A 24,847-nucleotide genomic window follows, 5' to 3' on the forward strand; every position below is an offset into this window, starting at 1 on the left:
ACACTGCACCAAATCGCCACGGAGGAGCGCTCACGCGTGCAGTACTTGAGGGGAGCACGCGTTTTTGCCCCAAATGAGGATCACAGCCATGCCCACCGATCCCGCACTGCCTCGTCGTGCAGGGGAGCCGACGATTCCGCGTCACGGGTTGCTCCCCGCTCCGTCCATTCAGACTGTCTCGCCGGATGCGTCCGACGAGCTGCCGGAGCCGCCCGGTACTTCCTTCGGCGGTCTGCACCAGGCCGATGTTCAACGATCACTCGGCGCCGTCGGCCTCGTCTGCCGTTCCGTGCTTGCCTGTCTCATTGTGATTGTCAGTTTCGCAGGCGTCCTGATCGTGCTTCTGTGGCTGTAGGGGAGGACCTACGGACGAACGTACTCCGCCGACGTCATCTGAGTTGAGGTCCATGACGGCAAGTGTCTTCAGGGCGAGACGAGCGTCTCGTCCCACGGCTTTCGCTTCAGGGGCTGTTACCGAGACTGTGTTCACTCCTCCTGTTGATTCTGCCCGACGGTGGGAGCAGGGAATGTCATGGACGCCTTTTCAGGCGTCCCGAGTCGAAGACGTACTGATGAGTTGCGACGGTTTCCGGATGAGGAAGAGCACAGGCCTCAAGCTGCTCGACGTAGACCGTGCCGCCCTCAATCCGATCGATCGACGGGCAGTACTCGGGTTCAAAGCCGCCGACGACCTGCATTCCGTCGTCCGTATTCAGGTAGATGGCGACCTGCTTGTAGAGCACGGCCGTCCCGCCGCCCCCAATCCCGAATTCGACGAGCACGTCGGGGGCTCCATCCCCAGTGAGGTCGCCCTGTACCGGACGCTTGTACAGGATCGGGCCTTCTTCTTCCTCAATCGTCGGGGCATAGTCTTCGAATAATGCAAGGGCCTCTTCCTTCGGTTCCGAATTCTGAGCAACTCCCATCTGAGGGACACATACGATGAGGAGAAGGCACAGGAGAACGCAGTGACGCAGCATCGGACGCAAGAAGTGCTGTACTGAAAAAATCTGGCGGCCCGAAGATGAGAAGGAAACCGCTGGACAAACGGAAATGAAATGATCATCTCCCAAATGAGACGCTCTCTTCGTCAGAAAGATGGGATCAGGAATGTCGGTGGCGACCTCCAGGCTTCAGCCGCCAAAATGATACTGGAACGAGTGATACCTGGATGCAGGATTCAAGAGAGTAAAACTAAGAGATAAAATCAATTAGCTCATTTTTAAGTATAAAAACGGTTATTGTAGCGCCGTTGGAGTCCAACGGCGCTACAATGGTTCTTGCCCGTCCCGAAAAAATGATGAGTTGGTATGAGTGCGGTTGTCGAAATGGGGCACAACCTGGAGCGAAAGGAAGCTACCGAAAGGGAATCGGCGGGTTCTGCGTCTGCAGGCTGGCCGGGAGCTTCGATGTGCCCATGAGGTAGCGGTCGATCTGGCGAGCGGCGTCGCGGCCCTCACCGATGGCCCACACCACGAGCGAGGCGCCCATCCGCGCATCCCCCGCGGCAAAGACGCCGTCCACGTCCGTCATGAGGTTGTCGTCCGTCGCGAACGTGCCGTGATCGTTCAGCTGCACGCCGAGCGAGGAGAAGGGATTGCTCTCGGGGCCGGTAAAGCCGATGGCTACGAGCACGAGGTCGGCCGCCACACGGAAGTCGGGATCGATCACGGTCTTGTCGACGCGTGATCCGTTCTCGTACGTCCACTCCACGCGCTCGGCCCGCAATTCGTTGACGTGTCCGTCGCCGTCCGTGTCGGCCAGCTCGGTGGTGTTGACGGCAAACTCCTGCGTCCCGCCTTCCTCCTGCGCGTACGTCTTCTTGAAGACCTGCGCCGTTTCGGGCCAGGGGTTGTCCGCCGGGCGCTCGGACGGCGGCTTCTGGTTGATGCCGATCTGCACGACCTGCTTCGCGCCCTGCCGGTGCGCGGTCGCCACACAGTCGGCGCCGGTGTCGCCTCCGCCCAGCACGACGACGTTCTTGCCCTCGGCCGTCACGCCGTTCGGGACGGACGTGCCGTGCTGGCGCCGGTTCTCCTGCGGCAGAAAGTCCATTGCCGGCATCACGCCGGCCAGGTCGGTGCCGGGCACCGGAAGCTCACGGTGCTTCTGCGCGCCGATCGCGAGGCAGGTGGCATCGTACTCGTCATGGAGTCGGTCCGCGGCGAGGTCGGGGCCGATGGCCGTGCCCGTCACGAATTCGATCCCCTCCTGCTGGAGCTGATCGACGCGTTGGTCGACCCGTTTCTTAGCGAATTTAAAGTCGGGGATGCCGTACGTCATGAGTCCGCCGGGGGCGTCGTCGCGCTCGTAGACGGTGACGTGGTGTCCCGCCCGGTTCAGCTGCTGCGCGGCAGCGAGCCCCGCCGGTCCACTTCCGATAATGGCAACTCGATGATCGGTGCGGCTCGTGGGCGGCTCCGGTTGAATCCAGCCCTCCTTCCACCCCTTGTCCACGATGGCCCGCTCGATGCTCTTAATCGTCACCGGGTCGTCGTTGTAGGACAGCACACAGGCGTCCTCGCACGGCGCCGGGCACGTGTAGCCGGTAAACTCGGGGAAGTTGTTTGTGGCGTGCAGCTGTTCGAGGGCTTCTTTCCAATCTTCCTTGTGCACGAGGTCATTCCACTCCGGAATGCGGTTGCCGATGGGACAGCCGCTCATGCAGGTCGGCACGCCGCAGTCCACGCAGCGCTCGCCCTGATCTTTCAGGTGCTCCGGGTCCCAGTCGGGCGCCCAGATTTCGGCATAGTCGCCCGCACGCTCCTTCGGATCGCGCTTGCCGATGGAGCGGCGCTTGTGCTTGAGGTACCCGTCGGGGTGGTGTTCGCGGGGCATAGAAGCTACAACTTATGAGGGGAGGTCCAATCGGATGAAGACGGACAGACGACGCGTTCTGCCCGGGGGATTGCGTATTTCGTATTGCGTATCTGTGTGAATGCTGATCCTACGCAATACGCACGCCTGCACTCGGTAGGCAGTCCAGGATGGGATTCTCGATAAGCGCAACTATGCCGCAACAGGCGTATGCTCCGAGGGGGCCGGCGGGACGGGCGGACGGATGTCTTTACCCTTCTTCAGATGCTCTTCCACTTGCTTCGCAAAGGCGTTGGGCATCACCTTGCGGAACTGGTCGACGGCGGTGTCCCAGTTGTCGAGCACGCGCTGCGCCTTTTCGCTGTCGGTGTGGTGGAGGTGCGTCTCCACGAGGCGACGGACGAGTTGCTGATCCCGCTCCTCGGTCAGGCGCTCGACGTGGACCATGCCGGGGTTCACCTTGCTCTCGAAGTTTCCGCTTTCATCGAGCACGTAGGCCTCGCCGCCGCTCATCCCGGCGCCGAAATTGCGTCCCGTGTCGCCGAGAATCACGACCACGCCGCCGGTCATGTACTCGCAGCCATGATCGCCCACGCCCTCCACGACCGCCTGCACGCCGGAGTTGCGGACGGCAAAGCGCTCGCCGCCCTGGCCGTTGAAGTAGGCTTCGCCCCGCGTCGCGCCGTAGAGCGCCACGTTGCCGAGAATGATGTTTTCGTCGGCCACCCACCCGGCGTCGTCGGGCGTGCGGATGATGATGCGCCCACCCGAGAGGCCCTTGCCCACGTAGTCGTTGGCCTCGCCGTCGAGGTCCAGCGTAATGCCGTTTGCGAGGAACGCCCCGAAGCTCTGGCCCGCCACGCCATCGAAGTCGATCCGGATGGTGTCGTCGGGGAGGCCGTCCGGACCGTATCGGCCCGTCACCTCTCCACTGAGCGTGGCGCCCACGGTGCGGTCGCGGTTGTGGATCTCGTGTTCGAGGTGGACCGGCGTTTCGTCCTCCAGCGCCGGTTGTGCCTCTTCGATGAGCGTGTGATCGATCTTCTCGTCGATCCCGTGGTCTTGCTCTTGCGTCTTGTGGAGGTCGTCGTCGCTCTCGGGGGTGCGGAGGAGCGGACTCAAGTCCAGCCGCCGCGCCTTTCGGTGGTCGGTCTCGCGCTGGCGGAGCTTGTCGGTCCGCCCCACCATCTCGTCGACGGTGCGGAAGCCGAGCGTCGCCATGATCTCGCGCAGCTCCTCGGCCACGAAGCGCATGTAGTTGATGACGTGCTCCGGCTCCCCGACAAACTTCTTCCGGAGTTCCGGATCCTGCGTGGCAATGCCCACCGAACAGGTGTTGCAGTGGCACTTGCGAAGCATGATGCATCCGAGCGTGACCAGCGCCCCGGTGCCGAAGCCGTATTCCTCGGCGCCCATGAGCGCCGCCATCGCGATGTCGCGGCCCGTCTTGAGGCCGCCGTCCACGCGCATCCGGATGCGAGAGCGGAGCTCGTTCTCCAGCAGAATCTGCTGCGCCTCGGTTACCCCCAACTCCCACGGCAGGCCCGCCGACTTGATGGAGGTCTTCGGCGAGGCGCCTGTGCCACCGGACTCGCCGCTAATGAGCACCGCGTCGGCTTTGGCCTTGGCCACACCAGCCGCAATGACGCCAATTCCGGCTGCCGATACGAGCTTCACGTGCACGTCGGCGTCCGGGTTGGCGCTCTTCAGGTCATGGATGAGCTGCGCCAGGTCCTCGATCGAGTAAATGTCGTGGTGCGGCGGCGGGGAGATGAGCGACACGCCCGGCGTGGTGTACCGCGTCTTGGCGATGATGTCGTTCACCTTTTGGCCCGGCAGGTGCCCGCCCTCGCCCGGCTTTGAGCCCTGCGCCATTTTGATCTCGATGTGGTCGGCATTCTTGAGGTAGGTGCTCGTCACGCCGAACCGGCCGCTGGCGACCTGCTTGATTGAGCACTCCCGCTCGGTGCCGAAACGGTCCACCTGCTCGCCCCCCTCGCCGGTGCTGGCCATGCCGCCGAGGCGGTTCATGGCGATCGCCAGCGTCTCGTGCGCCTCCGGGCTGAGGGAGCCGAACGACATTGACGACGTGAAGAAGCGCTGGACGATGTTCTCCACCGGCTCCACCTCGTCGAGCGGAATCGCGTCGTCGGTATCGGCATCAAAGTCCAGCAGCCCGCGAAGCGTCTGGTGCTGGCGCGACTGATCGTTGATGTGCTGCGCAAAGTCGTCGTAGACGGCGCGGTCGTTCGCCCGTACGGCGTGCTGCAGCTTGCCGATCGTCTGCGGGTTCCACTGGTGGTGCTCGCCGTCGCGCCGCCAGTAGAGCTCGCCGCCGGTTTCGAGATCGGTGCTTCCCGGAATGTGGACGTTGAAAGCGTTTTCGTGACGCTCGCGCACGTCCTCTTCCAGCTCCGCAATGCCGACGCCCTCAATGCGCGACGTGGTGCCCGAGAAGTAGTTTTCGACGAAGTCGGACGTGAGGCCCACCGCCTCGAAGACCTGCGCGCCCTTGTAGCTTTCGAGTGTGGAGATGCCCATCTTGGCCATCACCTTCAGTAGCCCCTTCTCGATGGAGTCGGTGTACCGCTCAAGGGCGGTTTCAGCGTCGGCTACGCCGTCGGCCCGGTCCACGAGGTCGCGCACCGTCGTGTAGGCGAGGTACGGATGTATGGCGTCGGCGCCATAGCCGATGAGCGTGCAAAAGTGGTGCACGGCGCAGGGCTGCCCGCTGTCCAACACGAGTCCGGCCTTCGTGCGACGGCCCGTCCGGATCAGGTTGTGGTGCACCGCCCCCACGATGAGGAGGCTTGGGATGGGGAGGCGGTCCGCCCCCGCCGCCCGGTCGGACAGAATGAGAACCTCGTAGCCATTATCGATGGCCTGGCGGGCGTCGCGGCGAACCCGTTCGACGGCCTCCTCAAGACTCGTCTCCGGATCGAAGGTCGTGTCGACCGTCGTGGAACGGATGCCGTTGGCGTCGATGTTTTGGATCGCCCGAAACTCGGCGTTCCCGAGAATGGGCGACTCCAGATGCAGCTGGCGGCAGTCTTCCGGCTCCTCGTTGAGAAGATTGCCTTTGCTGCCGATGTGGCTTTCGAGCGAGGTGACCAGCTCTTCCCGGATGTAGTCGAGCGGCGGGTTCGAGACCTGTGCAAACAGCTGCTTGAAGTAGGTGAAGAGTGCCTTGTTGTGATCCGACAGCACGGCGGGCGGCGTGTCGTTGCCCATCGCGCCCACTGGGTCTTTGCCATCCTCCACCATCGGTTGCATGAGGCGCCGCACGTGCTCCCGGGAGTAACTGAAGGCCTTCTGGAGGCGTGGCAGGGCGTGGGGGTCGCCATTGAGGTGGAGATCCGCCTCCGGCACCGTCTCGTCCGGCGACGGATCGGCGGACACGAGTGTGCGGAGCCGGACGCGCTGCTCGTCGAGCCACTGGGCGTATTTCTCGTCGGTGAGGCGGTCGAACACCTCGTCTTCCGGTACGATGCGGCCTTCCTCAGCGTCAGCAAGAAAGAGCTGTCCGGGTTGAAGGCGGTTCTTGTGCGACACCTTTCCGGGAGGGAGGTCCACTACGCCGGCCTCGCTGGCCATCACGAGGCGGTTGTCGTGGGTCACCCAGTAGCGGCAGGGACGCAGGCCGTTGCGGTCGAGCGCCGCGCCCACGCTGTCGCCATCGGTGAAGGCCACCAGGAGTGGGCCGTCCCACGGCTCGATGAGGGTGGAGTGGTAGTCGTACCAGGCCCGCCGGTCCGGGTCCAAGCGTTCGTTCTTATTCCAGGCCTCCGGAATGAGCATCCGGAGGGCATGGGGCAGCGAGCGGCCCGTTTCGGCCAGCAGCTCCAGTACGTTGTCGAGCACCGCAGTATCGCTTTGTGCCTCGGTGGTTACCGGCCGGATGCGGTCAAACTCGTCGCCAAGGAGCTCGCTCGCCAGATCGCTTTCGCGTGCCTGCATCCAGTTAAAGTTGCCGCGGAGGGTATTCACCTCTCCGTTATGCACAATGGTGCGGTACGGGTGTGCGAGGCGCCACGCCCCCAGTGTGTTGGTTGAGAAGCGGGAGTGGACGAGGGCAATGGTCGACTCAACCCGCTCGGCGGACAGGTCGGGGTAGTAGCTGCGGACCTGCGCGTTCGTAAGCAGGCCCTTGTAGACAATCTTCCGGCGGTCCAGCGAGCAGACGTAGAAAATCTCGCTGTTTTCCAGATCGCACGCCGCTACGCTGTTTTCGATGAGGCGGCGAAGGATGTAGAGGTTGGCGTCCAGGGTCTCCGGCGTCATCGGCTCTTCGGGCTGCACGAAGAGCTGCCACACGTCCGGCTCGGTGGCCTGCGCCGTGGGCCCGAGGTCCGAGGCGTCGGTCGGCACGTCGCGCCAGGCGATCACCTCGAAGCCTTCTGCTCGCACCTGCTCCTCGATGAAGGACCGGAGCGCCTTCTGCGTGTGCTCGTCGGGCGGCAGGAAGAGCTGACCCACGCCGTAGGTGTCGGCGTCTCCGAGGCCCGACACCACGTCCGTAAAGAAGGCGTGCGGCTTCTGAATCAGGATGCCGGCGCCGTCGCCCGTGTTCTCTTCGGCTCCTCGAGCCCCTCGATGGTCGAGATTATCGAGGACGCCGAGGGCCTCCTCGATCATAGCGTGACTCTTCGTGCCGTCGAGGTCCATGAGGACGCCGACGCCACAGTTGGATCGGTCGCGCCGCGGACCGAGCGTTGCGGTGGAGCGACGGTTCACGAGGGATGGGGATGGTGGGTGTTGGCCCATAGTCGTGTAGTGCGCCTCGCCAAAAAGTCGTAATGCGTGCCGAGCAGCGAGTCCGGTTGTTGATCGCGACTCCGCTTTTCACTGCAGGGATTCCACTATTTCAATGAAGGATCTGTTACTATCAAATCAGCATTCGGTGCAAAGCGCTTTCACTCACCACTTCTTCACGAAAAAGCGCTTCGCAAAATAGGTACGATCCTGACCTACTGTTCTTTCGTGAGACTAATGCGATACCACGGCGTCCCGGCCCAATGAGCACCTCCACTGACCGAATCCTTCACAATGCTCGCATCTACACGGTTGACGACCGGCACCCCACGGCCTCGGCGGTGCGTATCCGAAACGGACGCATTCTAAGGGTGGGGGGCGACGCCGCGGCGGTGTCGGAAGGGACGAATGCACGTCGTATCGATGCCGGCGGATGCACCATCGTGCCGGGGCTTATCGATGCTCATGCCCACCTCCACGAGCTCGGGCAGACGCTGTGCCGGGCGGATCTGACCGGTGCAGACTCCCTTCAGGCAGTGGTGGAGACGCTCCGGCGCTTTGTGGAAGAGCGCGATCTTTCGCCGGACGGCTGGCTCCGTGGCCACGGTTGGGACGAGACCGACTGGCCCTCCTCCGAACGGCCCTCACGCGACCGATTGGACGCCGCGTTCCCGGACCGGCCGGTCTGGCTCGTGCGGACGGACGTACACGCGGGATGGGCCAATACGGCTGCGCTGGAGGCCACGGTGGGGCTCGACCGTCTCCGCCGCATGAACGATCCCGACGGCGGCCGCATCCAGCGCACGACCGACGGTCGTCCCACGGGCATTCTGATCGACGAGGCAATGACGCTGGTGACCGATGCGATTCCGCCGCCGAGTGACGAGCGGCAGGCTCGTCATCTTCGCATGGCCCTCCGACATGCGGCTCGCCACGGTCTCACTGGTCTGCACGACGCCGGCGTAACCCTCGACAAGCTCCGGCGATTCCGGCAATTCATCGACGACGGGACTTTCCCTCTGCGCGTCTACGCGATGGTGGAGGGGCAGAGCGATGCCTTTGATCACTTCTGTGAACACGGCCCGTACCACGACCCGTCGGGCCGACTGCTGGTCGAGTCGGCCAAGTTCTTCGCGGACGGTGCTCTCGGCAGCCGGGGCGCGGCGCTGCTGGACGACTATGCGGATGAGGCGGGGAATCGGGGCCTTCTGCTCCACGATCCAGCGGAGTTTCGGGCGCGGGTGCGGACTGCGGCAGAAGCGGGCCTCCAGGTAAATACGCATGCCATCGGCGATCGGGCCAACCGGTTCGTGCTGGATGCGTACGAAACGGTGATGAGCGCCCCCGGCATGGAGCTCCGCCGCCCCCGCATCGAGCACGCACAGGTGCTGGCGTCGCGCGACGTACAGCGATTTGGCGAACAGGACGTGATTGCGTCCGTCCAGCCCCTTCACGCGACGAGCGACATGGGGTGGGTGGAGTCGCGGCTCGGTCCCGATCGGCTTGCCGGAGCCTACGCCTGGAAACGTCTTCAGAAGGCTGGGGCGCCCCTTGCTTTCGGGTCCGATGCGCCCGTTGAGTCAGTCGATCCCCTCCAGGGATTTCATGCGGCGGTGAGCCGTCAGGATGCCGACGGGAGACCGGCGGGGGGATGGCACCCGTCCGAACGGCTCTCCCGGGCCGAGGCGCTGTACGGCTACACGCGGGGGGCGGCCTACGCTGCGTTCATGGAGGACGAGGTGGGCTCGATTACGCCCGGGAAGCGGGCGGACCTCACGGTGCTTTCTCAGGATATCATGCAGGTCCCGGTCGAGGACCTTCTCGATATCAAAGTGGTGGCCACGTACCTCGATGGTACGATCATGCACGCCTCCCCAGATTGGCCCGATCCTTGATGAAAAGAGTAGTGCGCCGACGGTGCAGGGACGTGTGGGGGAAACGATGGCGTGATTGTCGCCTCCGGTAGATGCTCCGTCGAAACCAATACCACCCCTCGGGATTGGAAGGGGCGGTGTGGCGGCCGTTCTTGAAGGAGAATACTGAACGTCCGGTCGTCTCCAGATGCTCCTGTTTCCACCGATTCGCTTTTCAAGTCATGCCTGATCCTTCTACCCTTACCCCTGTTGATCGCAGTGGCGGTGTTCGGATGGCCGACGTGTCCCAGAAGTCGGATTCCGCCCGTACCGCCGTAGCGTTCGGGCGCATTCATCTGGGCGAAGAGGCCTTCCAGCGCGTCCGCGACCACGACATCAACAAGGGCGATGTCCTGACGACGGCTCAGATTGCTGGCATCATGGGGGCCAAGGAAACGAGCAAGCTCATTCCCCTCTGCCACGACGTAATGATCAACGGCGTCGAGGTCGACTTTACATTCAATGAGGAGAAGGAAGCCATCGACATTCGGGCCTTTACGAAGTCCTTCGGCGTGACGGGCGTGGAAATGGAGGCCCTGACGGCCGTATCGGTGGCCGCCCTCACGATCTACGACATGTGCAAGTCGGTGACGAAGGACATTCGGATCGGCGACGTGCACCTGCGGGCAAAGACGGGAGGGCAGAGCGGCAACTGGAAGAGTGAGGTGTCCGCGGAAGAGCCTGCTCAAAACTGACCTTGGGGGGCAATTCGTTTCCGTCTCTCCTCTCTTGAGCGTGATGCATGAAGTGTGAGGCGTGTGGCTGCACGCTCCCTTGTCACACATCATGCTTCACGCATCACGAGCGCAGCCCACACCCTCGGTTTCTTTTCTTCTCGTTGGCTACCTCTCTATGAGTCTGCCGGACACAGTCACGGAATCGCTCGACCGCGTCGCTGGCTTCACGGCCTTTGCTACGGTCGGCGCGCTGGGCCTCACGCAGGACCTGACGCACGCGGTGCTGGAGAGCATCGGCGACATGGAGGGGGCCGATCCGGAGGTCGTGGCCGAAGAGACGCTCTGTCTTGTGGCCACGGCCACCGCACGAGCGGCGGAGGTAGGGCTGGAAGAGGAGGCGGACCACCGTCCCTCCATCGTACAGACGCTGCTCGACCTGCCGTTCACGTATCGCGACTACCTGATCGGCAAGGCCATGGTGGCGGATCAGAATCCGGAATTGTCGGAGGTAGGCGAGCAGGTGCGCGAGCGGCTGCAGGGCAAACGGGAGTTTTACACCACCCACCTCCCCGAGGGGCAGTTTCCGGGGCCGCACGCCCTTAGTGACAAGATGGAGTTATGGATGGGCCGCGTGAGCCCGCCGAAGCTGCCGGAGACGCCGCAGGAACGCCTGGAGTCGCTCGGCCTCGTGGAGCCGACCGTGGCGCACCTCAAGCTCGTGCTGGCGTACGGACGGCGGGGGGCACCGCCGACGGGAGACAGCCCTGCTGAGAGACAAAAAGCATAGGGCTGAAACGGGGCAACGATACACGTTCAAACGATCGACCGCAGACGGCGGTCAGAAAGGCCCTACTCGCGTACCCGCGACTGTTGCGAGCCCGTAGAGGCTTCTTCGCCAGGCGCGTCCATTTCCGGGAGGTCCAGCGGCTCGTTCGTTGCCGCATCCAGTTCCTTGTCCAGTGCCTCCAGGTCGTCGTCGAAGCCGTCGGCCGTGGAGAACACGTCCTCGATCTCGTGAATGGACTGCTGCGTCTCCTCCACCTCTTCGACCAGCGCGTCGAGCTGCATCGTGACCTCGTCTGGATTCTGCAGGGTCCAGGACTGCTCGTGGATGTATTTTACCACGTCCTCGATGGTGCCCAGCTGCGCCCCGATGATCTCCAGGTTTTCGTGCGCCTTGCGGAATCGCGCCAGTCGCTTTTTCAGGATGTTAAGCCGGCGCTCCTTCACCGAGCGCACACGGTCGGAGTCGTCGGCCATGTCTGCTTTGAGGGCCCGGATGGACTCCCGGATGCTGGACTCGGTGGAGTTTTCCGCGAGGTCGCGGTACCGCTCGCGCTGGTGTAGGAGTTCGAGGTAGGAGCGCAGGAGCCCGTCGATCTTCTTGACGTGATTGTCCAGGAGGCCCTGCGAGGCGTAGCTGAGCTGCTGATAGTTGGCGCGAATCTCGTCCTTGAGCTCACGAAGCTTGTAGTACCGGCGCTGGCTGCGCCGGTGAAGCTGCCGGTAAAGCTCTCCCTGTGCGAGGGGCTTGTGGCGTTCGGCCCGCTTTTGGGAGCGCACGTGCCGCTGGAAGCGCGGGTGGCGGGGCATGACGCCCAGGTACACCAGCTCCGTTCCCGCGCCGAGCACGAGGAGGAGCTCGAAAAGCCAGGATGGGGCTAGTCCCGTAAGGCCCGTCCCGACTGCGACCGCGGCCACGACCATGAGAAACACCAGATTCCAGGTGTTTAAGAAGGCCTCTTTCGTGTAGTTGATGTCGTTATCCATGTATCACGTGCGCAACCGGCAAAAAAATTGGTCCGTTTCCTCCGTCTTGTTCAATCCTCATCCGTGCCCGATGGGGGCGTCCGCATCCGGCCGATTGTCTTCTCGGGTCCGTCCGGAGACGCATCGGCGTTCGTGCCTACATCCTCCGTCTCGTCGGGAGACGGAGACCGTGGGGAGGAGGACTGCGATGCTTTGTATTGCTGGAGAAGCGCCTCGGCCCGCTTTTCCCGACGATGTTCCTCGTATTTGCGGAGCTCCTCGTCTGTCTCTTGACGCTCGTCTTTGGCGTTGAGTGCCACTTCCAGCCGCGCGTCCTGCTTCGCAAATTGCCCACGCAGTGCATCGACGAGCGACTCGGTTTCCGATAGCAGCCGCTCCGCCCCATGCTTCATCTTCTCCACCACACTCTGCACTCGCTGTTGCTTCTTCAACGCCTTGAGCTGCGACTGTAGCCGCTTCTTCTCGCGGAGGTGCTCCTTCTCCGCTGCCTTGAGCCGCTCAAACTCCTCGTCTGTCATACCGATCTGTGGATTGGAATGTTAGGATTTCAGCGTGAGAGGAAGACCGTGCCTCCATCCGAGCAAAACGGACGTTCCGGGCCTCTTCCCAGATCGGTTGCAATGTGGAATTGGGAATTCGGAATGAGTACTTGGTCCTCCGAATTCCACATTCCAAAATCCACACTCCTCACTCGGATTTGGTACGCTGCTTGCCGATCGTCTTCGACGGCTCCTCCAGCTCCTCCTCGTCCGGAATCTCAATCTCTCCTTCGTCGTCTGGGCTCGTTGCCTCCGCATCACTGCTCATGCCCATCTCGGTCTTGAACTGGTTCACGACCTCCTCGGCCCGGAGCTCTTCGGCGTCCTCCTCAATCTGGAGGGCCTCACTGTCCACTGAGTCGAGGGCCAGCTCCAGCCGCGCCTCGTTCTTGGCCGTCTCTTCGTTGAGGCGGCTCACCATCTCGTCGTGCGTTTGGTCGAGGCCCGACACCTCAAACTGCTCCATCGTGTCGGCAATCTCGGCCTGCCACTGCGCGCGCTCGTGCTGTCGCAGTGCATCTTTCGCCTCCTGAATCTTCTGCTCCTTCTCGCGCATGAAGGCTTTCTTTACCTTTAGGGCCTTCTCGTACGCCCGCTCGGCGTGTTGCAGTTGCTCCTGGGTTCGCTCAAGGTTCTCCTTTGCGTCCTCGAGCCGCATCGCATACTTCTTGGCAATGTCGTCGCGGTCGGACTTGATGGCGGTCCGGATGCGGTTGGAGAGCTGCTCCACTCGGTTCTTCGATTTGTCGACTTCCTTCTGGAGCATGATCATGTTCGCCTTCACCGTGGCGATGTTTTCATTCATCTCCGGGACTTGGTCGTTGAGCTCCCGAATGTTCTGCTCCAGAATCATGCGGGGATCCTCCATCGCCGAGACGGCCCCGCCGAAGAGAGACGTGACAAAACGCTTGAATCGTGACCAGACAGACATGGACAGCTGCTCGTTGGCGGAGAAGATCGTGTTGTTATCGTTTTCATATACCTCTGAGCGCGCCGAATTGTTACAGCCTCTCCCTCCAAATCTTCATCTTCATTCCGGCGTAGACCAGTGAGACCCGGATTGACGCCGTCTACGTTCTATTTTCCCTCATGTCTTCGACTCAATCACGCGGGTGCTTCGACTCCGCTCGATGGAGCCGCTCCCCACTAACCCTTTTCCGATGAGCCACGTGACGCCCCTTCCTGAAGACCACCACGCCGCCGTCTTTTCTCTCGACAGCGGCCGCCGGTTGCGCGATCCGATCTGTGAGCATCTCGGCATTTCCCCCGGCAAGCATGAAGAACGCACCTTCGACGACGGCGAGCACAAAATTCGTCCGTTGCAGAGCGTACGGGACCAGGACGTTTATCTCGTCGAATCGCTGTACAGCAACAATGCCCTCTCGGTCAACGACAAACTGGTGCGGACGCTCTTCTTTCTCGCGGCGATGCGGGATGCGGGGGCCGAGCGCGTCACGCTGATTGCGCCATACCTCTGCTATGCCCGCAAGGACCGGCGCACGAAGCCGCGCGATTCGGTCTCCATTCGGTACCTTGCCACCGTTCTGGAGTCGATGGGCCTCGACCGCGTCGCGACGATGGACGTGCACAACCCAGCGGCCTACGAAAACGCCTTCCGCATTCCGGCGGAGCACCTGACGGCAGCCCCGCTGTTCGTCGATTCGGTCGTCCCACTCATCGGCGACCGGGAGGTTGTGGTTGTGTCGCCCGACGCCGGCGGGGCAAAGCGAGCCGAGGGCTTTCGGCAACGGCTCGACGAGCGGCTCGGACGATCCGTTCCCCTCGTGTTCATCGAGAAATTTCGGAGCGAGGACGCCGTGTGGGGCGGTACCGTAGTAGGTGACGTCAAGAACCGAGTGGCGATCCTTCTCGACGACCTCATCAGCAGCGGCACGACGCTCGCCGAGGCTGCCACCGCGTGCCGTGAGCACGGGGCAACTGCCGTGTACGCGGCCGTCACACACGGCGTGTTCTCGTCCGGCGCGAACCAGACTCTCGACGATCCCGCCCTGGAGCGTCTCGTCTTTCTCGACACCCTCCCCCCAGCCCGCCTCGCCCCGAACGTGCGCGAGCGCCGGGCGGAGGTGCTGTCATGCGCCCCTCTGCTGGCCGGGGCCATTCAGCGATTGCATACCGGCGGCTCCCTCGTGGAACTGAGCGGTCTGTAGCAGGTCGTCCCCGCTCCCGAGTCCCCGCGGACGTTCCAGCGAGGCACTACCTCAAAATCGGTACAGACAACTGGGGCGATCTTATTCTTCTCCCTTCCCGGTGTGGTCATTTCCGACGAACAGGAAGTAGAGCGCAATCATGAGAAGGGTGAACTGAAACTCCATTCCTCTCCCCATATTGCCCGAGCCCATGTTTACCGAGTTCCAGCCGTGCTGGAGATGAACCATAAAAATTGCTCCGAGCATGACGGGGGCAATGAAGAGGCCCGCTAATCGGGTCATCCAGTCCCACCCAAATCCGCCGAGCAGAACGAAGAGTCCCCCGAGGGTTTCGACAATTGCCAGCAGACCAACGACGAATACGGGCATGTCCATCATCTCTGCCATGCCGCCGAGTACCGGGAATTTGGTGAGTCCGTGGTACAAAAAGACGCTTCCAAGAGCGACGCGAAGAAACCAGTGCGAGTAGGGTGCAAATGCGCGAAGTTGATTCATGATCGTAAATGGGATCTGTGCAAAATATGGGCTCGCCCTCCCATTAAAGAAGAAGGCAATCTTCACGGGATACGTGCTACATGCTATCTGCACGTTACAATCGCTTCCTTACATCGACCCCGGCAGCCGGAGTGATCAACCCGGGACGCCTGCTTCCCTTTTCCCACATCGGTCGATGTGTGAAGAAACGTGACGACGGGACGTGAAAGTACACTCCAGTCCTCAGAAGTCGCTTCTCCTCAGCGCTATTTCGCCCCTTCCGGCGTCCCTTTGCCTCCCTCTTCCGACATCTGCCCTTGTTTATGATTCGTTCCCGCTCCCTTATCCCCTTCACGCTCGCCTGCGCCCTGCTGTTGGTCGTCGGATGCTCGTCGAGTCGCCTGCCGACGCTCACGTCGGACGATCCCTCTGCGGTTATTGGCACCTATCAGATCCGACAATTCGAGTTTGAACCGGACGCCTCGGTCCTTGAGGAAATCGACGTGCTGGAGTACGTAAACCCAGACGCGTCCAGTTTAGAGCTCACAAGCAGTCGGGACTTTGTACTGACGTACCGCCCCCGCAACGGGGAGCCGGTCACCCTCACGGGGACATTCTCCCTGGATTCGAACAAAGTCGAACTCGCCGGTCAGCGGGAAGATGTCGGGCAGTACCAGGACATCCTCCTTGATCGCACGTTTTATCTGCACCACCAGAAACCGGATGTGCTTTGGGTACACACGAAGAAGCAGGTTGCGATTGAGGAATTGTCTGCCTCGTACGACGGTCTGACAGGGGTGGAAGGGACGCTGCGTCTCGAACTCGTGCAGACGTCTTCCACCGCCGGCGGCCGATGATCTTCCGGGAATCAGCTTGCCGGGCCCGCTTCCAAAGGAGGAGGGGGCCGGGCGGCGGTCCCCAGGGAGACGTCGACGCTTCGCGCCATGACGAGAGGCCACACCCCGATAAGGGTGCTCAGGTGACTGCGGAGGCCTGCCAGGTTGGCGCGCGCGACGTTTGCGATGGGCGGTTCGGTGAGGGCTGTTGCGAGGGAATAGACCGATGCGTACCGTGTGCTCAACTCCTCAAGGGCTTGGTAGCCCTGCGAGAGAACCTCGGCGAGGTTTGGAACGGAAGGCTCGATCCCACCCTCCACAGTAAAGAATGGGTCGGCCTCATTCGTCGTCCCGTTTCTTTTCGCGCCGGATCCCGAAACGGTTCTCTTCGGAGCGGCTGCCGACGAATAGGACTGCACGAGCACGTACATCCGGTCCAGGTCGCGCTGAAGATGTCGCAGCACGGAGCCAATCACCGGCCGCACCGATTCGTGCGACTGGACGTTCTCGTTCGCAGTCCAGTCCCGAAAGGCCTCGGTTACGCGCTTTTGATTCTGATATAGCAGGCGGACACTCGACTGAAGGAGCTCTGAGCGGGACGTCATAAGAAGAGGAATCTGGGGATTGTCCAGTGAGCGTGCGGGGCGTTGGGAAGCCAGCGCGGGGAGGGACCGCCGTCAGGCGTATTCCACACAGGCGAACTCATATCCTTTTCCGTACACCGTTTGGAGATAGGCCGGCCGTTCCGGGTCGTACTCCAGTTTCTCGCGGATCTTGGCGACGTGCCGGTCGATGGTGCGAAGGCAGATGCCGTTCCGGCTGCCCCACACCGCGTCGCGCAGCTCGTCGCGGGGCACCACGTCTCCCCGGTGTTCGACGAGGTAGCTCAGGATTTCGAACTCGAGCGAGGTAAGGGAAATGCGTCGTCCTCCCCGCACGCAGGTATGCGCCGCCACGTTGATCGTCAGGTCATCGAAGTCGTACACCTGCGGGCCGTTGGGCGTCGAGGACGACGGAGAGCGTCGATTCCGAACGGCGTAGATGCGGGCCTCAAGCTCCTCCAGGGCACATGGCGTGACGATGTAATCGTCCGCCCCCAGGTCGAAGCCATGCAGCTTGTCGGCCAGGCAGTCCTGATCGGAGAGCAGGAGGAACGAGGCCTCAATGGACTGTTGTTCTGCCGCGTCCAGCAGGTCGAACCCACTTTTGCCGGGAAGGGTCACGCTGAGTAGCACGACGTCGTATCCCGGCGGCTGGAGCAGGTAACGGAGCGCCGCGTCGACGTCGCTTACAGTCGTGGTCACGTATTTGGGAGAGCTGAAGTAGTCCAGCAATCTCGTACTGGTGGCCTCGTCGTCTTCTACAATGAGTAGACGGGTAGGGGACTGCGACCTTGTGTCCATGACATCAGTTCAGTTGTGGAAAGAACGCGTACCGGTCGTACTCGCTTGCGAGCCAATCCTCTGCTCCGAAGTGGAGGAGCGAACCAGGGCAGAGTCTTTGTCCCGTCTGCTCTCTCCGGTACGACGAGGGCCCCAACGGTTTCTTTGGGAGCGCTGTGATTTTGGTGATGATCGAACGAGAGGCCTCAAAACCGGCCCCTCCGTTGGAGGAACCGGTGATCTCTTCCTATGAAGGGGGCTTCAGCAGTCTACAATTCCAGGCCCGCCCCCTCGTGCTCTTGTCATTAATTTGTCCTGTCATCCGAGGGCTAAATCGGGACACGCCACTGGCAGACGCTGCGAGACGGTCGGGCAGGCGGTAGGGGGGCATGAGATCGTTACGTTCGTGTGCGCTGCCTTCGCACCTGTAATCGATCGGACAGAAGGCCGAGGTCGACGAAGAACGACGGGGCATGGGGCGTTTATCGGGCTGGAGCATTGTCTCCGAGTTCGTACCTCTACTCTAACCCACACCCAAGACCATGAGCAGCCCGACCAAGCAGCAAGCGAAAGGGGCCTGGAAACAGTTCAAGGGACGCCTGCAAGAAGCGTGGGGCGTCCTTACGGACGATGACCTTGACCGCTACGAAGGCAAGCGCGAGCGCCTCGAAGGGTACATTCAGGAGAAGACTGGAGAGCAGCGCCAGGCCATTCGAGACAAGATCGACGAGATCTCTCGAAAGGTGAAGTACAACTTCTAGCGGGGCAGGTGTCCTCTCTCTCCGGTGCCCAGGGAGGCGTCCTGGGGCCGGGCAGGGGATGATTTAAATCGCCCGTCCTCCACACACGGAGGCGCACATTTCCTCTATTTCTTCCGTTACAGTTTCCAGCCATGCTCCGACTTGCTGTCGTATTTCTCCTCATCGCTATCGTCGCCGCCGTTTTTGGATTCGGCGGCATCGCAGGGACGTCGGCCTGGATCGCGAAGATTCTCTTTGTCGTCTTCCTTATTCTCTTCGCCCTCTCCTTCTTGTTTGGCCGCCGATCCCTCGTGTAGTCCATTTGCGGTCGTAAACCGCAGTCCTCACGGTTTCCTCAGGCAATCATCACCCCGTCCGCAGCCCACGGTAAGAAATATTATCGTCGGCGGAGGTAGAGGGAAACGAGTGTCAGTCCACGCCGATCGCCTCCGGCTGAGACTCTCCATCGTGCCAATTTCCTCTACAGACCTTCCGTTGCCATGCCAATGATTCTTCGCGCTCTTGCCCCGATTCTCCCTCTCGTGGCGATTCTCGCACTGGACCTCACCATTGTGATGCCGGTGTCCCGTGCCCAGTCGTTCCCTTCGACGAGCGAGCCGTCTGGAGAACGGCCGCCGGAGGTGATGGACGTGCTGCGAGAGCGGGAGCGGTATTCGGTGCTGGTTGCTGCGCTTGAGCGTACGGGCATCGATCAGGGCCTCGCCATGAGCCCGTCGTTCACGCTCCTTGCGCCCACCGATTCCGCGTTTAGGGCGCTCGACGTCCGGCTTGCGGACCTAGAGAGCCACGAGGTCGCGGAGATTCTCCGGAATCACGTGATCCAGAAGGCGCTCACCACGCGCCAGTTGCAGGGCTATTCCAAGATCCAGAACACCCGGGGACTCTCGCTCCAAGTGAGCGCGGATGCCCGCACAATCGGTGCGGCAACACTCGTAGCCCCCGACGTGCGGATTGAAAACGGCATTGTGCACGGCATCGACACCGTGATTACTATGAAGACGGCAGTGGAGGGAGTGCCGTCCCCATCGGAATGAGCGGGTCCTACCGCTCGGAAAGCTCAATGAACATCACGTCGCTCTCTCGACGTTCGGCGTGGGTGTACGCAAACGTGTCTCCGTCTGGCCCAACGGTGAGATGATGGTCGGGATGCCAGTTGGAAAAGGTATAGAGCGGGACCGATTGCCCCGACTCCAGGTCGTGGTAGGTAAGAACCGCGGTGCGAAATCGGCGATGACGCAGGAAGTACACTCCCTCGGGGCCGATGCGCCAGCTCGTGTAGTCACGAGGCTCAACGGCGGCCACGACCCGACGGACGTTCGATTCGTTTTTCCGTTCGGCGACGAGGGATGGGGACGGCGTGCCCTCTGCACTACTGTCTTGAGCGACGAGGCTATCTGCGGGCCGGGTGCGCAGGGGAAACTGGGTCGTATCCAGGGGGGCGGCCCAGATGCCCGTCGTGTCGGGACGAACGAGGTAGAGCGTTTCCCCGGTGGGCGATTCCTGCGCGGCGAGAGCGCCGCCGGCGGTGACCTGCTGCACCCGCGCCGTATCTGGGGACGTTCGCCAGACATCCCAGGTGCCGGTCTGGTTGGAAGCGTAGTAGAGCCAGCGATCGTCGTGCCCCCACTGCGGTGCCAGCACCTCCGACGCGGTGTTGGTGATCTGCGTGAGGGGGCCGCCGGACGCCGGCACGACGAAGAGGTTGGCATTCCCGTTCCGCCGGGCCACGAAGCTGAGCCGGGTGCCGTCCGACGACCACGTGACGGACCGGATGGACGGTCCGTTCAGCGATGTGATCTGCGTTGGGGTGGCGCCGTCGATCCCGGCGGTCCAGACCTCCGGATGCCCCGAGCGCTCCGAAACAAAGGCCAGCCGGGTGCCGTCCGGCGACACGCTCGGATCGGTGTCTTCCTGGGTGGAGGAGATCGACGGTGCGGCCTGGAAAGCGTCGTAGTGGCTAGAGCGCCGAAGCGTCCACACGTCCAGTTGGGCCGACTGCTGGGTGTAGGCCAGTCGCCGCCCCGACACGGAGGGATGCCGGAAAAAGGTGCCTTCGCTGGCCGCCCGCACGAGGGAGGGCGTTCCCCCGTCCACGTCCACTCGCCAGAGTCCGTTGATTCCGCCCCGGCGCGCCGAGTACAACAGTTCGTCGCCGTCCGCCGACCACGCCAGGCCGTGAATCGAGGTGCTGTCGGTGGTTACCTGGGTCGGCTCGCCGCCCGCCGTGGGGACCACGAAGACATTTTCGACGCCTTCGACGAGGCCCCGGACGAATGCAATCCGGCTGCCGTCCGGCGAGAAGACGGGCGACGTGTCCCCGATGGACCAAAGCGGGGGCGCGGTGACCGATCGCACCGAGTCGGCGTCGGGCAGGTGCACGGAAAGGGCAAACGCCCGGTGCGGATACTGCTGCGCCGAAACGGCGAGCGTGGTCTGTGCGGTGTCGGGCGACCAGGCGACGCTGTGAATGCGACGGCGGGGCATCCGGACCACGAGTCGGGGGTGCCCCCCAATCGACGGCACGATGGCCACCTGATGCTCGTCGCCCGCCTCACGGGCATAGGCCACGAACCGCCCCTGAGGCGACCAGGCGGGGCTCCAGTCCACCGTTGTGTCGGCCGAGAGCCGCAGCGGCCGGTCCGCGCCGCGCTGCATGAGGTAGATGTTCTGATAGAGGCTGTCGGCGTTTCGCCAGGCAAAGACCACCTGCTGACCGCTAGACGAGAGCATCGGGTCAAACTCCTCGCCGGGAAACGTGGTGAGGGGCGTGGCGGGCGGCGGCGCCTTGGACGTCGTGCCAGTCTCCACTTCCGACCACGACACGACACTCACCAGCAAAATCACCGCGAGAACCGCACCGATCGCAAGGATCCACTTTCGCTCCACGATACTCTCGGCCACAACCACCCAGAAATCGCGCGCCCCCGTCAACGACATCCGCAGCGGACTCGAGACGCGATCGATGAGGCGGCGAAATGGCGACGTCGCTTCGGATGCCGTCTGTACCTCGATCGACTGCGCGTCGTCCGTCGAAGTTTCCGGGAGTTCCACCGGAGCGATGAGTCGATACCCGGTCTTGCGTATGGTTTCGATGTACGACGGATCGCGCGAGTCGTCGTTGAACACCTTGCGCAGTTGCGAGATGCACCGGGATAATACATCGTCCGTCACCACGGTGTCGGTCCAGACCACGTCTTTGAACTGCGATTTGGTGACGGTTTTCCCCGACCGCTCGGCAAGGCAGAGCAAGACCTCCATCACCTTGGGTTCGAGCTGGACCTCCTCATCCTCGTCTTCGTGGCGGACACGGTTCAGCATGGGCTCCACGAACCAGTCTCCAACCCAGAATCCGTCGGCAAACGGGGACGTCGATCGTAGATCGTCAGACATGAACGGCGTGTGGCGTGGGGAAGCGAGGACCCGCAGGTCCGAAATGAAACGTCATGACAAGTTCCTTTCACTTGTCCCTGCGATTCCCAGTTCCTCACTGGTCCGAGAAGCGTTTCTCGCACACCTCGACTGGACACAAGAGGGGAAACCCACCGCCAGAGCTGAGTTGGGACGTCCCCTGAGGGAAAATCGATTACGACTTCTTTCGTCCCACGTAGACGAGGCCCGCTCCGATCACGAGTGCAATGCCAGAGGCAACCGGTCGAATAGGGATTGTGGTTTGCTCCTCGCTTTCCACCTCGACCGGACCGACGTCGGCCACAGTCTCGTCGGTCGTGAAGGAGATGCTACCAACGGCAAACCCCAAAAGCCCCAGGCAGATGAGAATGATGCCAAGGATACGGGTCATGGACAAAACAGTCGTTGAGAGAAATGTACGTCAATGAGGCAGCAGACGGCTGCCGACCATCTTTAACTCAGATGAGACGCTCCGTTCCCCTGCGCGCGTCCCGTTTCACCAATTGTCACGGCTGAGAAGAAATGTGAATGGACGCCTCGCCCGGGGTACTGCAGCACGTCACAACCTCCTTACGACTGCGCACGAATGAGAAGAACCTGAAACCCAGCGCCAGGGTTAGACCGGTTGACGCATTGGATTACCCGAACAGAAGACCCAAACGATGAATACACACCGAATCCTCTCTTCTCAAGGGCGTCTTGTCCTCATTCTTTCCCTGCTGTTGCTGACGATGGGAGCCTGCACAGACCAGCAGCAAGCTAAACAGACGGAAGCCGAGATTCAGAACGAGCTGTCGGAAATGAAACAGGACGTTCGCTCGTCGCTCCGTGAGGCCGATCAGGAGTTCAACCAGATCGCGCAGCGGATCGAGGCGTCGGGGGAAAACGCACAATCGGAAGTGGCACAAGAGCTCCAGAATCTTCGTCACCAGCGTGAGGCCCTGGAACGAAAGGCCGACAAACTGGAGGCGAGTGGGTCCGAGGAGGTGCAGGACGCCCGAACGGCTCTTCGCTCTCAGATGCGGGAGCTCAAGCAAAATCTGGAGGCGGTCCGGCTCAAGACCCTCGACACAAAAGAGGAATTCGTGCAGGAGGTGCAGGCCGACGTGGACGAGATTAACCAGCGGCTGGATCGGCTCGAGAAGGACATGCGCACGGCCAGTGATTCGCTCCGATCGGAGTACGCAGATCGAATGGAGACCCTTCAGGCCGAGCGAAAAGACCTCAAGCAGCGACTGGAGACGCTCCGGCAGGCCGGCAGCGAAGAGTTTGCAGAGATGCGTGTGGCAATGGCCGAGGACGTGGCCGCGCTCGGGGCCAACCTCGAACAGCTGTCCGACGAGGTGCAAAAGTCCCTTCGCCCGGAAACCGCACGTGCGGATTCGGGAACCGACACGCGCTAGCCAGTTGGGCGTTCGGGTGCAATCCACGAACGTCCTTCGGGGATCTCGTCGCTCGCTGCTGCTTCTGGGAAATGTCTCCTTCGCCACGGGGTACGGGGCTGCTCTCTTCCTCTGGTCCCTGAACTCGTTTCGGTCAGTCAGGTTTAAGCTGCACCGCTCAGTCGAGGGCATCGCCACTGCGTTCTCCACGTCCCCGACCCGAATGGGCGACTCCACTCCCAATCATCGAACCTCGCGCAAGCGACTCCTGCGCACGGTTGGACGCTGGGCCGCGCTCCTCGTTCTCCTGCTCGGCGTCGGACTCCTAACGGCTCAGGTTCTTCTGGAGACAGTGGTGGACGCCGGCACCGTAGAAACGATCATCAACGACGAGTTGTCTCGCTCGACGAACGGGCGATACCATGCGACGGTCGAAGCGGTGGACTGGAGCCTCTGGAATCGGTCGGCCCAGATTCGAGGGGCAGTGTTGAAACCCGACTCTGCAGCCTCCCGTGCCCAGAACGGATCCAGAGAACAGCCTCTCGCTGCCGAGTACGCCGCCCGCATCGACACGCTGCAGCTGACGGGACTGCACCTCTGGCCTCTTCTCTGGCAACGCATGGTGTCGGTCGAAACGGTCAGCGTCCGGCGCCCGACTCTGCGGATCACCCGCCATGAGCACACGCGCTCCGACCAGGACACGACGATGCCCCCGCCGCTTCAGCAGCGGCTTCCGGCGATGGCCATTCAACATCTAGAGGTTCGGCGGGGCACCCTCGTCACTCGGGGAGCGGCGTCCACGCCCGCACCGCCCATGCCGGTCGATTCCCTCTGGGGGGGTTCGCTTTCCGCCACGGGGGTACGCACCGACCCAGGAGCCCTTCGCGACACGAGCCGTCTCGTCGTCAGTGATTGCCTTCGCATCTCGGTCGAGGGATACCGGCGCCTGTCCGCAGATCGACTCTTTGCGGTTCGAATGGGCCCGGTTCGGGGATCGGGCGCCGATTCTTCTTTGGCGGTCGAAAACGTTCAGGCTCATCCCACTGTGCCGGACGCCGAGTTTATGCGGCGGCACGGCCACCGGACGAACCGACTCGACGCCTCGATTCGCCGGGTGGCACTCCAGGGCATCGATCTTCAGCGGGCGCTCGTGGGAGACGCACTGCTACTCCGCACGGCCGTGCTCGACTCGCTACGGGTGGACGTGTATCGGGACAACCGTCTGCCGCCGCCTCGTTCGGATCCGCCGCCCAACATGCCGCACGAGCGTGCCCAGCTTCAGCGTCGACCCTTTCAAATCGACTCCATTCGCGTGACGAACGGAGCGGTGCGGTACGCGAAGTGGGATTCTGCCTCGGCGGCCCCCGGCCACATTACCTTCGGGTCCATCAAGGCCACAATCCGGAACGTGACGAATCGTCCCAGGGACACAGTCCCGGCGTCTCCCGCCATCATCGACGCCACGACTCGGGTGGCCGGGACCGGTCGACTGGCGACCACCATTCGCTTGCCGCTCCGATCCCCTACCCTCTCCTTCTCCTACGAGGGCCGGCTGGGCCCGATGGATCCCCGGGCGTTCAACGACGCGCTCGTTCCGTTGTCGGGCGTTCGGATCGAGGATGGGCACCTCGATAGTCTCCGGTTTTCCGCACAAGTTGAGGACGGGGAGGCTCGGGGGACCCTGCACGGCACCTATCGATCCCTCGACGTGGAAGTGGTGGACGAGGACAAAGGACGCAGCCTCGGCACCCGACTGCGCTCGTTCGTCCTGGACAAGCTGATGGTCAAGTCGAGCAACACGCCCGATGATCCTCCGCTTCGCACCGGCACTATCGAGCACGAATACGAGGAGGGAGATACCTTCTTCAAGTTCTTGTGGCACTCTCTCCGGAGCGGCCTCTACTCGCTGGTCGGACTCTGATCCACTGTGAATCGACTGTTCTTCCACAACGCGCAGCGAAGGGGAGC

At 62.4% G+C, this 24,847-nt stretch carries 22 protein-coding genes; 11 read left to right on the forward strand and 11 right to left on the reverse strand.

What is annotated here, in order from left to right; translation table 11 throughout:
• Positions 1-88 precede the first annotated feature (88 nt).
• Positions 89-355, forward strand: coding sequence for a hypothetical protein (locus BSZ35_RS12095; protein ID WP_105012679.1), 267 nt, complete (start codon positions 89-91; stop codon positions 353-355).
• A 175-nt stretch (positions 356-530) separates the two neighbouring features.
• Here the strand turns inward: BSZ35_RS12095 and BSZ35_RS12100 are convergent, their stop codons facing one another.
• The 3 genes from BSZ35_RS12100 to gltB form a co-directional block, all read right to left on the reverse strand.
• A complete protein-coding gene (locus BSZ35_RS12100; RefSeq protein ID WP_105012680.1) occupies positions 531-926 on the reverse strand; it encodes a hypothetical protein in 396 nt (131 codons plus the stop codon).
• Between the two features lie 430 nt (positions 927-1,356).
• Positions 1,357-2,838: a glutamate synthase subunit beta gene (locus BSZ35_RS12105; protein ID WP_105012681.1), complete on the reverse strand. Its 1,482-nt coding sequence runs from the start codon at positions 2,836-2,838 to the stop codon at positions 1,357-1,359.
• Positions 2,839-3,009: 171 nt separating this feature from the next.
• Positions 3,010-7,551 carry a glutamate synthase large subunit gene (gene gltB / locus BSZ35_RS12110; protein ID WP_258096207.1) on the reverse strand — a complete coding sequence of 1,514 codons (4,542 nt, stop codon included), beginning with the start codon at positions 7,549-7,551 and terminating at the stop codon, positions 3,010-3,012.
• A gap of 281 nt (positions 7,552-7,832) precedes the next feature.
• Between gltB and BSZ35_RS12115 the strand changes: the two genes are divergently transcribed.
• The 3 genes from BSZ35_RS12115 (at position 7,833) to BSZ35_RS12125 (ending at position 10,946) form a co-directional block, all read left to right on the forward strand.
• Complete coding sequence (locus BSZ35_RS12115) at positions 7,833-9,464, forward strand: amidohydrolase (RefSeq protein WP_105012683.1); 1,632 nt, start codon at positions 7,833-7,835, stop codon at positions 9,462-9,464.
• Between the two features lie 200 nt (positions 9,465-9,664).
• Entirely contained in the window at positions 9,665-10,177 is a 513-nt protein-coding gene (gene moaC / locus BSZ35_RS12120; protein ID WP_105012684.1) for a cyclic pyranopterin monophosphate synthase MoaC, read from the forward strand.
• A 91-nt stretch (positions 10,178-10,268) separates the two neighbouring features.
• Complete coding sequence (locus tag BSZ35_RS12125) at positions 10,269-10,946, forward strand: hypothetical protein (protein ID WP_258096209.1); 678 nt, start codon at positions 10,269-10,271, stop codon at positions 10,944-10,946.
• Between the two features lie 62 nt (positions 10,947-11,008).
• On the opposite strand, the gene BSZ35_RS12130 is transcribed toward BSZ35_RS12125, so the two are convergent.
• From BSZ35_RS12130 to BSZ35_RS12140, 3 genes are all read right to left on the reverse strand, one after another.
• Positions 11,009-11,929 (reverse strand): hypothetical protein, encoded by a 921-nt coding sequence (locus tag BSZ35_RS12130; protein WP_105012686.1) that lies wholly within the window; start codon positions 11,927-11,929, stop codon positions 11,009-11,011.
• Positions 11,930-11,979: 50 nt separating this feature from the next.
• Positions 11,980-12,447 carry a hypothetical protein gene (locus BSZ35_RS12135; protein WP_105012687.1) on the reverse strand — a complete coding sequence of 156 codons (468 nt, stop codon included), beginning with the start codon at positions 12,445-12,447 and terminating at the stop codon, positions 11,980-11,982.
• Between the two features lie 169 nt (positions 12,448-12,616).
• Positions 12,617-13,399 carry a PspA/IM30 family protein gene (locus BSZ35_RS12140; RefSeq protein ID WP_105012688.1) on the reverse strand — a complete coding sequence of 261 codons (783 nt, stop codon included), beginning with the start codon at positions 13,397-13,399 and terminating at the stop codon, positions 12,617-12,619.
• 181 nt (positions 13,400-13,580) lie between these two features.
• Between BSZ35_RS12140 and BSZ35_RS12145 the strand changes: the two genes are divergently transcribed.
• Positions 13,581-14,636 carry a ribose-phosphate pyrophosphokinase gene (locus BSZ35_RS12145; RefSeq protein ID WP_219846640.1) on the forward strand — a complete coding sequence of 352 codons (1,056 nt, stop codon included), beginning with the start codon at positions 13,581-13,583 and terminating at the stop codon, positions 14,634-14,636.
• A gap of 81 nt (positions 14,637-14,717) precedes the next feature.
• On the opposite strand, the gene BSZ35_RS12150 is transcribed toward BSZ35_RS12145, so the two are convergent.
• Complete coding sequence (locus BSZ35_RS12150) at positions 14,718-15,131, reverse strand: DoxX family protein (protein WP_105012690.1); 414 nt, start codon at positions 15,129-15,131, stop codon at positions 14,718-14,720.
• A gap of 302 nt (positions 15,132-15,433) precedes the next feature.
• Here BSZ35_RS12150 and BSZ35_RS12155 point away from each other — a divergent pair, with 302 nt between their 5' ends.
• Positions 15,434-15,967 (forward strand): hypothetical protein, encoded by a 534-nt coding sequence (locus BSZ35_RS12155; protein WP_105012691.1) that lies wholly within the window; start codon positions 15,434-15,436, stop codon positions 15,965-15,967.
• 11 nt (positions 15,968-15,978) lie between these two features.
• Here the strand turns inward: BSZ35_RS12155 and BSZ35_RS12160 are convergent, their stop codons facing one another.
• Together BSZ35_RS12160 and BSZ35_RS12165 are read right to left on the reverse strand one after the other, a co-directional pair.
• Positions 15,979-16,551, reverse strand: coding sequence for a hypothetical protein (locus BSZ35_RS12160; protein ID WP_105012692.1), 573 nt, complete (start codon positions 16,549-16,551; stop codon positions 15,979-15,981).
• A 72-nt stretch (positions 16,552-16,623) separates the two neighbouring features.
• On the reverse strand, positions 16,624-17,349 hold the full coding sequence (locus tag BSZ35_RS12165; protein ID WP_105012693.1) for a response regulator transcription factor: 726 nt from the start codon (positions 17,347-17,349) through the stop codon (positions 16,624-16,626).
• 521 nt (positions 17,350-17,870) lie between these two features.
• Between BSZ35_RS12165 and BSZ35_RS12170 the strand changes: the two genes are divergently transcribed.
• The 3 genes from BSZ35_RS12170 (at position 17,871) to BSZ35_RS12180 (ending at position 19,123) form a co-directional block, all read left to right on the forward strand.
• A complete protein-coding gene (locus BSZ35_RS12170) occupies positions 17,871-18,089 on the forward strand; it encodes a CsbD family protein (protein ID WP_105012694.1) in 219 nt (72 codons plus the stop codon).
• Positions 18,090-18,220: 131 nt separating this feature from the next.
• A complete protein-coding gene (locus BSZ35_RS12175; protein WP_105012695.1) occupies positions 18,221-18,385 on the forward strand; it encodes a DUF1328 domain-containing protein in 165 nt (54 codons plus the stop codon).
• Positions 18,386-18,574: 189 nt separating this feature from the next.
• On the forward strand, positions 18,575-19,123 hold the full coding sequence (locus BSZ35_RS12180) for a fasciclin domain-containing protein (protein ID WP_219846641.1): 549 nt from the start codon (positions 18,575-18,577) through the stop codon (positions 19,121-19,123).
• 7 nt (positions 19,124-19,130) lie between these two features.
• On the opposite strand, the gene BSZ35_RS12185 is transcribed toward BSZ35_RS12180, so the two are convergent.
• Both BSZ35_RS12185 and BSZ35_RS12190 read right to left on the reverse strand, forming a co-directional pair.
• Positions 19,131-21,479: a winged helix-turn-helix domain-containing protein gene (locus tag BSZ35_RS12185; protein WP_105012697.1), complete on the reverse strand. Its 2,349-nt coding sequence runs from the start codon at positions 21,477-21,479 to the stop codon at positions 19,131-19,133.
• Positions 21,480-21,672: 193 nt separating this feature from the next.
• Entirely contained in the window at positions 21,673-21,888 is a 216-nt protein-coding gene (locus tag BSZ35_RS12190; RefSeq protein ID WP_105012698.1) for a DUF3185 domain-containing protein, read from the reverse strand.
• A 271-nt stretch (positions 21,889-22,159) separates the two neighbouring features.
• Here BSZ35_RS12190 and BSZ35_RS12195 point away from each other — a divergent pair, with 271 nt between their 5' ends.
• Together BSZ35_RS12195 and BSZ35_RS12200 are read left to right on the forward strand one after the other, a co-directional pair.
• A complete protein-coding gene (locus BSZ35_RS12195; RefSeq protein ID WP_105012699.1) occupies positions 22,160-22,900 on the forward strand; it encodes a hypothetical protein in 741 nt (246 codons plus the stop codon).
• 202 nt (positions 22,901-23,102) lie between these two features.
• Complete coding sequence (locus BSZ35_RS12200) at positions 23,103-24,800, forward strand: DUF748 domain-containing protein (protein WP_146110073.1); 1,698 nt, start codon at positions 23,103-23,105, stop codon at positions 24,798-24,800.
• Positions 24,801-24,847: the final 47 nt, after the last annotated feature.

The sequence above is a fragment of the Salinibacter sp. 10B genome, from assembly GCF_002954405.1.
GTDB lineage: Bacteria > Bacteroidota > Rhodothermia > Rhodothermales > Salinibacteraceae > Salinibacter.